Origin of the sequence: Shewanella carassii (genome assembly GCF_002777975.1) — a bacterium.
Classification (GTDB): Bacteria; Pseudomonadota; Gammaproteobacteria; order Enterobacterales; family Shewanellaceae; genus Shewanella; species Shewanella carassii.
The window spans coordinates 330,902-343,841 of sequence record NZ_NGVS01000006.1 but is presented as its reverse complement, the minus strand read 5'-3'; the positions used below and the strand labels follow the sequence as shown (position 1 = coordinate 343,841).

The 12,940-nt window shown below is 53.4% G+C and carries 9 protein-coding genes; 6 read left to right on the top strand and 3 right to left on the bottom strand.

The genetic code is table 11. From position 1 onward, the window contains the following. Nucleotides 1-253: 253 nt before the first annotated feature. Nucleotides 254-1,654 carry a diguanylate cyclase gene (locus tag CBE72_RS04575; RefSeq protein ID WP_100142502.1) on the bottom strand — a complete coding sequence of 467 codons (1,401 nt, stop codon included), beginning with the start codon at nt 1,652-1,654 and terminating at the stop codon, nt 254-256. A 144-nt stretch (nt 1,655-1,798) separates the two neighbouring features. Next, nucleotides 1,799-6,352 carry an ATP-binding protein gene (locus CBE72_RS04570; RefSeq protein ID WP_100142501.1) on the bottom strand — a complete coding sequence of 1,518 codons (4,554 nt, stop codon included), beginning with the start codon at nt 6,350-6,352 and terminating at the stop codon, nt 1,799-1,801. A gap of 121 nt (nt 6,353-6,473) precedes the next feature. On the opposite strand from CBE72_RS04570, the gene CBE72_RS04565 reads away from it, so the two are divergent. Then, on the top strand, nt 6,474-7,385 hold the full coding sequence (locus CBE72_RS04565) for a LysR family transcriptional regulator (RefSeq protein WP_100142500.1): 912 nt from the start codon (nt 6,474-6,476) through the stop codon (nt 7,383-7,385). A gap of 98 nt (nt 7,386-7,483) precedes the next feature. On the opposite strand, the gene blaOXA is transcribed toward CBE72_RS04565, so the two are convergent. After that, nucleotides 7,484-8,353, bottom strand: coding sequence for an OXA-55 family carbapenem-hydrolyzing class D beta-lactamase (gene blaOXA, locus CBE72_RS04560; protein ID WP_157929037.1), 870 nt, complete (start codon nt 8,351-8,353; stop codon nt 7,484-7,486). A gap of 190 nt (nt 8,354-8,543) precedes the next feature. Between blaOXA and CBE72_RS04555 the strand changes: the two genes are divergently transcribed. The 5 genes from CBE72_RS04555 to gshB all read left to right on the top strand — a co-directional run bounded on the left by CBE72_RS04555 (nt 8,544) and on the right by gshB (nt 12,937). Further along, the gene (locus CBE72_RS04555; RefSeq protein ID WP_100142499.1) at nt 8,544-9,692 is read left to right on the top strand and encodes a pyroglutamyl-peptidase I; all 1,149 of its coding nucleotides are present in this window, start codon (nt 8,544-8,546) and stop codon (nt 9,690-9,692) included. Between the two features lie 71 nt (nt 9,693-9,763). Continuing rightward, nucleotides 9,764-10,333 carry a SprT family zinc-dependent metalloprotease gene (locus CBE72_RS04550; RefSeq protein ID WP_100142641.1) on the top strand — a complete coding sequence of 190 codons (570 nt, stop codon included), beginning with the start codon at nt 9,764-9,766 and terminating at the stop codon, nt 10,331-10,333. Between the two features lie 113 nt (nt 10,334-10,446). Beyond that, nucleotides 10,447-11,184 (top strand): endonuclease, encoded by a 738-nt coding sequence (locus tag CBE72_RS04545; protein WP_229671874.1) that lies wholly within the window; start codon nt 10,447-10,449, stop codon nt 11,182-11,184. Nucleotides 11,185-11,202: 18 nt separating this feature from the next. Continuing rightward, complete coding sequence (gene rsmE / locus CBE72_RS04540) at nt 11,203-11,934, top strand: 16S rRNA (uracil(1498)-N(3))-methyltransferase (RefSeq protein WP_100142497.1); 732 nt, start codon at nt 11,203-11,205, stop codon at nt 11,932-11,934. 43 nt (nt 11,935-11,977) lie between these two features. Continuing rightward, a complete protein-coding gene (gene gshB / locus CBE72_RS04535) occupies nt 11,978-12,937 on the top strand; it encodes a glutathione synthase (RefSeq protein ID WP_096140986.1) in 960 nt (319 codons plus the stop codon). Nucleotides 12,938-12,940: the final 3 nt, after the last annotated feature.

Below are 12,940 nucleotides of genomic sequence, written 5' to 3'. Positions count from 1 at the left end.
GCCACTTCAAAGCTGCGACAGACGGAACCCCATAAATAAGGCGCGTATTATAACACCGAAACCCCCATAGGCTGCAATCAGCAGTTTCAATTTTCACCAGTTTGTCATCACAGACAGACGTAAAAAATAAAAATCATTTAATTCAAGTTCTTACATATCAATATTTTCAGTATTCGAGTGGTTAACGTCGAAATTGACTGTATAAAAGCGCCTCTCTAACTTGAAACTGATGAATTTAAGCTGATTTTATCCTTCATTTAGATTCGGGATCGCAGCAGATCCTATTTCGGCCCTCCGACTTAGCCCGATAAAGCGCCAGATCCGCCCGGTCAAACGCGCTCCAGATCGATTCACCGGCTTTAAGTTCTGTCAGGCCAAAACTGCAACTCAGGCTGACACCGGCAGAGAAAGGAAACTGTTTCATTGCAGACGCCAGACGCTCACACAAACGCCCCGCCTGCACACAGTCGGTATCCGGGCAGATGATCATAAATTCCTCTCCCCCCCAGCGAGCCACTAAATCATTTTCACGGGCCCCCTCCTTGAGCAGAGTGGCCAGCTCGCTGAGAATCGAATCCCCCACACTGTGGCCATGACGATCATTGATATTTTTGAAAAAATCTATGTCTATCACTATCAATGAAGTATGCCCTTGGGCCGTTTTACTGCGATGTTCGGCGGCGAAGTGTCGGTGGAAATAGTGACGGTTATACAGCTTGGTCAATGGATCGTGGGTCGAAATGAACTCCAGTTCTCTATTGGTTTCCAGCAACTGATTGCGCAATTGTTCCAGTTGTTGATTCTTGGCCGTCAGTTCGCAGTTGTATTTACTGATCCAGCGATTACGAGCCAGCAAGGCACCGAAAATCAATGTTGCCACCGTCAACAATTGCCAGAACATTCGGTAGTCAGTCTGTTCCAACACCGCCATATGGCTCCACTGCCGATATAGTCTGGCCCTGTGCTCATCGGAAACCTGTGCCAACAGTCGATTGAGCTCGGGCAGCATCCATTTGCTATTCTCAGTCACCGCCATCCGGAATTGATCCTCTGGCCCGGCCCAACCGGCGATTTTGAGATTGAACAACCCACTCTGCTGAATGCGGGCGTTGATGGAATACATGGAGCCGATAAACAGATCCGCCTCACCGCTGGAGACCATCTCCAGTCCCTGCTGCTCTGTCTCGGCCAGCATAATGCGGATCTTGGGATAGTTCTGGCGCACATAATCCAGTAAGCGGTAGCCTCTGGGGATCACCAGGCTTCTATCACCGACCTGTTCCATACTTTGCAGAAAGGGTTGTTCACGGCGGGAAACCAATACATTGGGAGAGCGACTATAGATTTCGCTGAAGTATAAGAATTCGGCGCGCCTTGGGGTGTAGTTGAGCATGGGAGTGAATACGCAGCGTTGCTGCTTCAAGTAGGCTAATGTCTGTTGCCAGCTCTCGGTGGGCACCAGCTGAAACTGCCAATCTGTCTGCCGATCGATAAGCTCAAGAAAGCCGGAAGAGATCCCCACATGCTTGCCTTGGTCTATGCCTTCATAGGGCATCCAGTCGGGGTCGACACAATAGGGAATCGTGACAGCATTGACTGCGGCCGTTGCCAGTAAAAGGCTGCCAAACAATATGGGCCGCAAAAATCTCAACAATCTGTCTGCTCCGCCAATTCTGGGTACATTCAATATTAGTTCAAAAACATCGCCCCCAGATGGCGAACACTGTCAGAGAGGAACCCAGCCGTTAAAAGCAAAAGACCCGCACGAAGCGGGTCTTTGGATCACAGGCAATCAGCCTCAGTCTTCCACAGGGGAGACCACAAACAGCAGATCGCCTTGGGACACCTGTTGGCCATTGCTGTTGAGGATCCGCTCGATACGGTATTTCTTATCCTCTGGATACAGCTCGGCGCCTTTGCGGTTAAAGCCTGCCAGTGTCACCTGAGAGAACATCTTCATCGCTTCGGTCAGTGCCAGCGTCTGATCAACAGTCACTATGTCGCCTTCCTTGACGAAGTCGGCTTCGCCCGGCGCCGGAGAGGTATAGAAGATACCCGCGCCCTGAGCCAACACCTTGAGCTCATTGGACTCACCCACACGCAGCGATTCGGTATCCACACCTTGAGTTTCGGCAGCGGCTTCCATTTCGGCGATCAGGGCTGGGATATCCAGCTCGGCCATCAGGCGCGGCAGATAGTTGGTGTCATACACGCCTTCACGGAAGGTCTCGTCGGCCAGGATCCGCTTCAGCAGCGGAATGTTGGTGGCAATACCCTTGATAACCACCTGATCCAGATAGTCATACATCTTGGCAATCACATCGTCCCGGCTTTCACCGCGAATGATGATCTGAGCAATCAGGCTGTCGTAGTATGGCGACACTTCTTTGCCATCGGCCGCGATAGAGATGATTTCCACATCATCGCGCTCAGGCATCACGCACTCAGTGATAAGCCCCGGGTTTGGCACCAACTGCAGAACGCCCTGGCTGTCCAGCGCCGCCTTCTCGGCTGTCACCCGCACTTCCATCGCATAGCCGATTTCCTGCGGCTGCAGATCTTCAATGGAGCGACCTGCTGCCACATCGAATTGGGCGCTGACGATATCAATACCGGAAGTCGCTTCGGTTACCGGGTGCTCTACCTGCAGGCGGGTATTCATCTCCATAAAGTAGACTTCGTTGGCATCCAGGTTATAGATGAACTCAACGGTACCTGCGCCCATATAGTCGGTGGCATCACCCAGAGCACGGGTGTATTCCATCACCTTCTGCTTGAGTTCTTCAGGCAGCATGGTGGAACCGGACTCTTCAATCACCTTCTGGTTGTTACGCTGCACCGAGCAGTCACGCAGACCCAGTACCTTGGTGTTGCCGAACTTGTCACGCAGCAGCTGAACTTCAATGTGACGCAGTGAAGTCACATATTTTTCCAGGTACAGGTCACCGTTACCAAAGGCAGCAGCCGCTTCGGTGGAGGTTTTCTGGAACAGGCCAATCATATCCTCGGGGCGCTTAACCACTTGGATACCCTTACCGCCACCACCTTGTACCGCTTTGAGCAGTACTGGGTAGCCGATTTCGTTGGCCACGTTCACCGCTTGCTCGGCGTTGGTCAGAATACCGTGAGAGCCGGGTACCACGGGCACATTCTGTGCCTGAGAGGTCTTGATGGCGTTGGACTTGTTACCCATGGTTGTCATCGAATGCACACTTGGGCCAACAAAGTTCACCCCGTTGTTCACACACAGGGCGGCGAACTGTGGGCTTTCCGACAGGAAGCCGATACCTGGGTGCAGCGCGTCTACCTGCTCATACTCAGCCACTTTCAGCACTGAGTATGCGTTCAGGTAAGACTCGTCGGAAGTATTACCGCCGAGACAAACCAGCTTGTCGTTTTCCTTGAGCATGTCGGCAGGAACCGACGTCATATCAGGATCGGACGCCACCAGTACCACATTGATGCCATTGTCGTGCGCCTTGCGGATCAGTTTCACCGCTGTACAGCCTCGGGCATGTACCAGCACCTTATCGATAGGCTTCATCAGGGCACGAGGATCGTCCTGAACTATCTCTTCGCTGACCTCTTCTACTTCAACCACCAGAGTCGACAGCGCGTTGGTCAACACGTCACCTATCTCGGCGTTAGGCATAGGCATCAGTGGATCTATGCTCTTGAGCTGTTCATCGAGTTGACTGCTGAATGGGTTGTTGACCAGACCACTCATTGCCCCCGGCACCTTGGACAGGTAGTTGGACAGAGTAGAGGTAGATGGCAGGTAAGCCGGTACCACCATCTGACCGGCAAACGGCATATTGGTACCGGACAGGTAATAGGTTTGCACCAGAGGATGAGTCACGAAGGATGCCTGGGCACCACCGGTACAGTCACCAAAACCGAACATCAGCACAGGCAGTTCGTTGTCACGCACGAAACGGGTAATACGGTCGTTCACCACGGCCATGGAGAACAACGCAGCAGCACCCTCTTTGGTCTGCATACCGCCAGAGCTGATAAAGCAGATCACCGGCAGCTTGCGCTTGGCACACTCAATAAGCAGCGCGGAGAACTTCTCGGCACTGGCCATATCGAAGGCACCGGCCTGGAAGGCGGTGTTGGATACGGCAACCCCAACACGCAGCGCCTTGCCACCATGTTCAAAGTCGGCCAGACCCGTAATCAAACCACAGGGGCGAATGCCCTTGTCGAGTGCATCTTCAATAGAGAGACGGAAACCTGGGAAGTTGAGCAGGTTGGCCGACATCTTGTCGCCATTGAGCTCATCGAAGTTCTTGAAGAACTTAGCGATGATATTTTCCCAGGTCATATTGCCGGCTTTCTTCTCTTCACGCAGCACCTTTTGGATCAGCAGATCCTGGTACCCCATGGTCAAACGGTTCCAGAAGTCCTTACGACGACCGATACGCACCGGGTTGATGGCACCTGTATACTTGCCCTTATCCTCTTCACTGTCGAAGTATTCCGGCAGCAGACGTTCGAAGAAGTAAGTCAAGATCACGAACAGCGAATCGTTCAGTTGTGGGAAACCCACACTCTTCCACTGCTCTGTCTTGGTCAGCAGTTCGGCGCGATTGGACTGCGACATGAAGTACTTCAGCCACTTATAGAACTTGCTCTTATCGTTGGCCGTATCCTGAGTGGAAATCGCCCGGTCGATAGACTTGTGCAACAGACCATCCACAGACTGACGCGACAAGCTCTTGCTCATCATGGCTTCCTTGGCGATAGAGGCCAGGTTACCCACGACATTGTCGTACAGCGCGTTAAAGATCAGGATGTTGTAACACTGCCAAATGAAGTCTTCACGCAGCTCTTCATTGACCACGACGTCCAGTACTGTCAGTTGGTTCAGTTCAGGCCAAGGCGCCTGAGTCACTTCCGCTGGCAGAGTTTCCAGGTAGTGAATAAGCCCCTTGAAGTTGTTGGCGGCATTACTCTTCCAACGGTGATACAGAGACCAACCTATGTTGAACAGCAGCGCCTTACGGGCCTTCTTATAATTCTCTTTCGGCTCACCCAAGATCAGACGGGTCAGCATGTTACGTTCGGTGGAAACGTCTTCACGCTTGGAGATGAAGTTACTCCACAGCTTGTTGAGTTCCTCGTCGTAAACCAGCTTGTCAGGGCTGGACAGCCAAGCCTGGAATACCTTTTCCTGCTCTTTCTGGATCCGGGCCAACAGATCCCCTTCGGGCACACTCACCTTGGACAGACGGCCATACTGATCCATAGAGATGGAGTGAATACGGCTGCGCAAGGTCAAATAACGCAGGTAACGGTAGGCGCTGCCGAACAGGTTAAGGTGCATGGTCGGACTGATGGCAATCGACATTTCCGCATTGGATTCCAGTGCCTTGAGGTTCTTGGAAGGCTCGAGGAAACGCTTGAGGCTGCGATCATAGTGTTCGCGCAGGTCATCTGACTCTTTTACAAACTGCACCGCGGCGCGTTCGATGGCCTCGATGGCGCTGATAATAGCGCGGCGCAGGTTGTGCTGACGCTCATCGCGATCATAAGGAGAGAAATCCACAATGCCGTCGATACAACCCGAGGTGTAGAGCTCTTCCGGAGACACGCCCACGGACTTGGCACACTCCTGCCATGAAAGGTTGTACTTGCGGGCGATGCTCTGCAGGCCCTGAGGCTGAATGGTGTTGAAAATACCATCACGCAGCGACAGCAGTATATTGGCCGCCGCCAGTGGAATAGCCCCGCCCGAATAACCGGCGCCAATCACGATACCCAGAGTCGGCACATCGACGTTGGCACTCTCGGCAATCGCCTTGGAAATAGAATGCGCCTGGTTATGGCTGTTGGCCACCTCACCAGCATCGGCTCCGGGGGTATCAATCAGGTAAACAATGGGCATGGACAATTCGGCGAAATGACGAATCGCCTCACAGGCCTGCAGGTGATGTTCCGGCATCCAGGCACCGTTAGCCGTGGTGCGCTCCTGGGCGATAAAGCCGATGCGACGGTTACGACCACCAAAGTTCAACTCTATTTCGGCACTATAGAAGGGGCCATTGTGGCTCTCGGCGATCATCTTGCCTTTTAGATCGGCAATGATCCTTTTGGCCCCTGGGCGGTTCTTGTCCTGGGTAGGCTGGATAACTTTGGCAACATAGCCATCCACATCCAACTGCGCCAATGACTTTAAGTTACTCTGGATGGCATCGTCATCCAACAGACCCTTTATCTCTTCTGAAAGGCTCTGTTTGCTGTGTTCTGGAAACAGCGAAAAATCCTTAGCCAAATGCTCCGCCTGCAAAAACAGGGGATCCGGAGTCTGGGCTTGAGTCGTGTTTGTGGGCTGCTTTTTGCTGGTCATCTATCGATCCTCTGCTAAGCCTCTGAAATTTTTTAGCCAGTAAATATACCTTTGTTATCCCGTCAAATGCCATTAAACTGCCTTAGACACTTTGTTCCATTTTTGAGACAGTATTAAAAACATGCCAGATTTGAATGGGATGCTCCTATTTGCAGCAGTGGTCAGAGCAGAAGGCTTCTCTCAGGCGGCCCGCAATACCGGCCTGCCAAAGTCAACCATTAGTCGAAAAATCGCCCAACTGGAACAACAGCTTGGGGTACGCCTGCTGCAACGAAATACCCGCTCAATAAGCCTCACTCAGGTGGGTGCGCTCTTTTACCAACACTGTGACAGTATCTGCAACGAAGTGGAAGCGGCCAAGGCCACAATTGAGAATACTCATAATGATGTTTCCGGCTCTTTGCGGATTGCGATTCCGGTTTCCTTTAGCCAAGAGTTAATCGCCAATCTCTGCAGTGGCTTTATGCGTCTCTACCCCGGGGTCGAACTGGATGTTCAGTTTACCGATGCCGATGTGGGCTTGGTGGGCGAAGGTTATGACATCGCCATCAAGTATGGTCCGCTGCAACCTTCTGAACTTGTCGCCCGATTACTTTTTGAACGTCAGCCAATTCTGGTGGCCGGTCCCGGCTATCTCAAGGCCAAAGGGACCCCGGCAACCCCAGGAGATCTGGCCCAACACGATGGCATCTTGCTGGGTACCTCACGCTCGGCCCCCATTTGGCCGCTGGGCAAGGGTAGCCGCAAAACCATGGCCAGCTTCAGGCGTCGCACTCGGGTCAACAGTGCCATCATGGTCAAGCAACTGGCGCTGGATGACTTTGGCATCGCCATGTTGTCCCATTCGGTATGCAAGAACGAATTAGCCAGTGGCGCCCTGGTGCCACTACTGCCGGAATGGCCCATAGAACCCTTCAAGGTCTATGGCGTCTATTCCTCCCGTCGACAACTGGCGACCAATATCAGCGTGTTCCTGGACTTCTTCACCAAACGCTTCAGCAGCCAAGAGTCGCTGCAATCTTTGATGATGTAGCCAATCTTTGCAGATGAACGAAGGCTGAGAAATCAATAACACAGCACACAAGTTGGCCTTCTCTGACTCATTTCTTGGCTCACTAGTACCCTTCATGCTCAAGGCAGCAGTTGTTCCTGCTTGAGCACCTGTTTCACCAGTTGTTGGCGCAACGGTAACTGGCTGGCCGAGGCCAGATCCAGATTAATGGCGAAATAGACAGTGTTGTCGTCCAACTCCAACCAACCGACCCACCAACCTATGGCCGGCGTACGCCGCACACCATAGCCTGTCTTGGCGCGAATGATATAGTCAGTACTCGCTTCGGTCAGCATCATCTGTTTGACAATTCGCTGGCTGCGCTCGGACACAGGCAACTTGTTGCCATGCAGTTGCTGCAGAAAATCCACTTGTTGAAACGCCGTTATCCTAAGCTGGCCGTCGAGCCAGAAACTGTCCGCTTGACCGCCGATATCCTGATTGCCATATTGCAACTGCCGCACCATAGCCGCCATCACTTTGGGGCCTATCTCCCTGGCCAACTGCTGATACACAGGCACCACAGAATACTTCATTGCGGTGCGAAAACTCTGGTCCCGGTTCCAGGCAGCTATTTCACGAACCTTTCCGTCCCAGCTAAAACGACTGGTTTCATCGCGCACCGCCCCGGTTTCCAACGCAATAAGGCTCGAGGGGATCTTGAAGGTAGAAGCCGGAATAAAGCCTTCGGCGGCGCGACTTAAATTGTTGGAGAGCCCCAAAGAACGCTTTTGATCCCAAAGCAACAAACAGCCTTTAACACCTGCGGATTCGAACAGCTTGTCCCAGCGGCGTACCTCTTGCCACCCCTCGGCCGTGGCCTCAGAGCCGACGTCACTGACCTTGGTCTGCTCAGCTGCCACAGCCTGCGTTTGTTGAGCCAATAAACACAGCAACATGGGCAGCAGCAAACGCTTACTCAGGCGCTTTCGGTGCAAACCTTTATTCATCTCATTCCCGTTTTAATCCCGGCGGTCAAAGCAACGAGCATACAGCCCTGGGATGAATAATGGTCTGGCAAAGCCCTGCTCAATTGTGGCGACAATCTGGCAAGGCAACAGATAGCTTTCCAGTTGCTGGCGAGTGTTGCATACTTAACAAACGCATTACTTTACAACTCTATAAGCGAAAGGAACTGCCATGTTTAAGCCCAGCCTGGCCATAACCCTGCTATCGGGAACTCTGGTTTCTCTGTCGGCTCAGGCCGGTGTCGAAGAGGATCGCCTGCCTACCGCCAATGAAAAGATGCCTCAAGTCGTCCAGCGCTATCAGGCATTGACTGATGATTTGTTAACAAAATACCGCCAACATACCGATGAGCTCAAGGTGACCCAAATGGTAGCACACCAGGGGCAACGCCTATGGCAACAGGCGGTCAGAGATGTGCAGTCGGGTCACAGCGACGATCGCTCCCTTTACTGGAGCCGGTTGCAGATGCGCGCAGAGCTGGACAAACAGTCGCCCAAGTTCAATATCGCCTCCTGGCAACGGCAGATACTCACCAAGGCGGTGGAAAAGTCATCTCGAGGTTTCAGCGATATCGACTTTAAGGATGATGCCAGCATCAAGATACTGCTGACCGGATTCGACCCCTTCTTTCTCGATCGTAATATAGAGCAGAGCAACCCTTCAGGCCTAGTCGCCCTGGCATTGGATGGTTACCGCTTTTCGATTAACGGCCGTCAGGCGCAGATAGAGACAGTGATGATACCGGTGCGTTTCGCCGACTTCGATGAGGGAATCATAGAGTCGCTGTTGACCCCGGTTTACCGCGACAAGAGTGTCGACATGGTGGTCACTGTCAGTATGGGGCGCAGCGACTTCGATCTGGAGCGCTTCCCGGGCCGCAACCGCAGCGCCGAAGCCCCGGACAACCGCAATATTTTCACCGGCGCCAGTATACAGCGCCCTCTGCCCCCTAAGCTGGAAAACGATACCCTCAATGGCCCTGAGTTTGTCGAGTTCTCCCTACCGGTAGCGGCCATGCAGAGTGTAAATGGCCGCTGGAAGGTCAACGACAACCATAGCGTCAGCACTCTTTCCCGCGGCGAGTTTCAGGCAAGTAGCCTGAGCGAACTGCAAAACAGCATTTCGGTGGAAGGCTCTGGCGGCGGTTACCTGTCCAACGAGATCTCCTACCGGGCTATCCTGCTGCAGAATCAACTCGGCAGCCGCATTCCCACCGGGCATATTCACACCCCGAGCATTGCCGGTTTTGAAGCCGATACCGAAACGGCAATTGTCGAGCAGGTCAAAGCCATGCTGACAGCAGCGGCCAAAAGTTTATAATCCCTGATTCAACAGAGGCGCGGTTGCGCCTCTGTTTATTTGCCGTCAATTCATACCAATTCGAGTTTCTCATGCTGAGTCAGTTGTTCAGATCCCTTAAAAGCGCCAGCACAGCTGAATACCATCAAGCGTCTGAACCGCAGCCTGAAGCTGCTGCTAGTGAAGCGCAGCAGGCGGTGCTCGATGCAATAGAACTTTGCTATCTCAAGGCGGAGGCCGCGCTGGGGCATGCACTAAAGCGCCCCTCGGTCAGCTTTGCCCTGCGAGGCCGCAGCGCCGGTACTGCGCATCCAACCGAGAACCGCTTGCGTTTCAATCCAGTACTGCTGGAGCAAAACCTGCACACCTTCACCCATGAGGTGGTTCCGCACGAGATCTGTCACCTGCTCTGCTTCCAACTGCATGGCAAGACCCGACCTCATGGCAAGGAGTGGCAGAGCCTGATGCGGCGAATTTACGGCTTGGCGCCGCGTACCACTCACTCGATGGATATCAGTTCGGTCAAACCCAGGACCCTACCCTATCAGTGTGGCTGCGGCGTGGTGGAGCTAAGCATCCGCCGCCATAACAAGGTCATGCGGGGTCAGGCTAAATATCAATGCCGCCGCTGCGGCCAACTGCTAAGCCCTCAGCCATCCTGAGCCAAGTTGCCAAGCCTGGCGGCTTCTTTTACTATCTGCAGCAACAATTCCAAGTCTGACACCTGAAGTATCGGCTGTCGGCATCCTTAGTTATGATTTTAGGGAACAGCGTGATTTCATTCCTTCAGCGGCCGCTTGTGGCCCTGCCGCTGCTTTTGGCAGCCTCTTCTGTGCTGGCTTCGCCCAGTCATCCAAGCAGTTTTTCCGAAGCAAAAAAACGCGCCAGGACTATCTACAGCCAAAACCTGCCGGCGGTCAGTTTCTACTGTGGCTGCGCCATCAAAATGGAAGGCAAGAAATGGCAGCCTGACTTGGAAAGCTGCGGCTATCAAATCCGCAAACAAGAGACCCGCGCCAACCGCATCGAATGGGAGCACATAGTGCCTGCCTGGGAGTTTGGCCATCAGTTACAGTGCTGGCAAAACGGCGGTCGCAAGAACTGCAGCCGTAACGATGAAACCTTTAAGCGCATGGAAGCCGACCTGCATAATCTGGTGCCGGCCGTAGGAGAGGTCAATGGCGACAGATCCAACTTCAGGTTCAGCCAGTGGAACGCCAAGCCAAACCAGTATGGCCAATGCCAAATGACCATCGACTTCAAGGGCCGTAAGGCAGAGCCACCGGCGCAGGCAAGAGGACGCATCGCCCGAACCTACCTTTATATGCAGCAAACCTATGGGCTCAAGATAGCCTCCAGCCAATTAAAGTTGTTCAAGGCGTGGGACAAAAGCTATCCAGTTGATACTATTGAATGCCAACGAGATCAGGCGATTGCCGCCTCTCAGGGCAATCACAATCCATGGGTGCAGGCTGCCTGCAGCCAAAGTGCCTTCAGTGGCAGAACACATTAAGCCTAAGGAACACAGAGCATGAGAGTGCCGAGAATTTATCACCCAGGTCCAATAACCACGGGGCAAGTCCTGTCATTGGATGATGATGCCAGCGCCCATGTCGGCCGAGTACTGCGGATGTCCAGCGGCGAGCAGATAAACCTGTTCAACGGTGATGGCAAAGACTATCCAGCCACTATCGTCAGCGCCGGAAAGAAAGCCGTGGATGTACACGTGCTGTCTGCCATGGACAATCCCTCTGAATCACCACTGGATCTGCACCTGGGGCAAGTGATCTCCCGCGGCGATCGCATGGACTTCACCTTGCAAAAATCGGTAGAGTTGGGGGTTAACACCATCACGCCACTGTTTTCAGAGCGTTGCGGCGTTAAACTCAGCGGCGATAGGTTAGAAAAGAAACTGCAGCAGTGGCAAAAAATTGTTATCAGCGCCTGTGAGCAATCCGGCCGTAGCCGGGTTCCTGAAGTGAGACCCGTCATGGAGCTGGCCGCTTGGTGCGCCGAGCCAACGATGGCATTGAAACTCAATCTGCATCCCAGAGCCGCTCACGGCATCAATGGCCTTGAGCTGCCAAACAACAAGGTGCGTCTCTTGATAGGTCCGGAAGGCGGCCTGTCGGAGCAGGAAATTGCCATGACAGAAACCCAGGCATTTACCGAAGTTCTGCTCGGCCCCAGAGTACTGCGCACCGAAACCGCGGCGCTAACCGCCATTACCGCATTGCAACTCAGATTCGGCGATCTGGGTTAACCATTTTCCGCCCTGTGGGCGTAACGAATAAAGGAAAGGCATCATGATCAAGCTCGGCATAGTGATGGACCCCATCAAGGATATCAACATCAAGAAAGACTCCAGCTTCGCCATGTTGTTGGCGGCGCAGTCTCGCGGCTATGAGCTCTTCTATATGGAGATGCAGGATCTGGCGCTGCTGCAGGGTGAAGCCTGGGCCAAGATGCGGCCACTCAAGGTTCAGGAAGATCCCACTGATTGGTATCAGTTGGGTGAAGCGACCGACACACCGCTCAAGGAGCTGGATGTGATTCTGATGCGTAAGGACCCACCGTTCGATACCGAATATATCTACGCCACTTACATGCTGGAGCGCGCCGAAGAGGCCGGGGTACTGATAGTCAACAAGCCACAGAGCCTGCGTGATGCCAATGAAAAGCTGTTTACCGCCTGGTTCAGCCAATTTACCCCCACCACACTGGTCAGTAGCGATCCGCAGCGGTTACGCGCTTTCCATGCTCAGCATGGCGATGTGATCCTCAAGCCGCTTGACGGCATGGGCGGCACATCTATATTCAGGGTCAAGCAGGATGACCCCAACCTGGGGGTTATTATAGAAACCCTGACAGATTACGGCCAAAACTATGCCATGGCGCAGGTATTTATTCCTGAGATCACCAAGGGTGACAAGCGGATTCTGGTCATCGACGGCGAGCCTGTGCCCTACTGTTTGGCGCGGATCCCCAAGAAGGGTGAAACCCGCGGTAACCTGGCAGCCGGTGGCAGCGGTGTTGCCCAGCCTCTGTCAGAAAGTGACTGGGCCATTGCCAGAGCCCTGGGCCCAGAGCTTAAAAAGCGCGGCCTGATCTTCGTCGGTCTGGATGTGATCGGGGATAAGCTCACCGAAATCAATGTCACCAGCCCCACTTGCATCAAAGAGATTGAAGCGGCTTTCGATGTCAATATCACCGGCATGCTGATGAATGCCATTGAGCAAAGACTGCAACAAAAACAACAAGGATGAGAC

Coding starts and splice junctions, on each gene's coding strand:
- CBE72_RS04570 (WP_100142501.1), bottom strand. CDS start 6,352: ATGACCAGCAAAAAGCAGCCCACAAACACGACTCAAGCCCAGACTCCG.
- CBE72_RS04565 (WP_100142500.1), top strand. CDS start 6,474: ATGCCAGATTTGAATGGGATGCTCCTATTTGCAGCAGTGGTCAGAGCA.
- blaOXA (WP_157929037.1), bottom strand. CDS start 8,353: ATGAATAAAGGTTTGCACCGAAAGCGCCTGAGTAAGCGTTTGCTGCTG.
- CBE72_RS04555 (WP_100142499.1), top strand. CDS start 8,544: ATGTTTAAGCCCAGCCTGGCCATAACCCTGCTATCGGGAACTCTGGTT.
- CBE72_RS04550 (WP_100142641.1), top strand. CDS start 9,764: ATGCTGAGTCAGTTGTTCAGATCCCTTAAAAGCGCCAGCACAGCTGAA.
- rsmE (WP_100142497.1), top strand. CDS start 11,203: ATGAGAGTGCCGAGAATTTATCACCCAGGTCCAATAACCACGGGGCAA.
- gshB (WP_096140986.1), top strand. CDS start 11,978: ATGATCAAGCTCGGCATAGTGATGGACCCCATCAAGGATATCAACATC.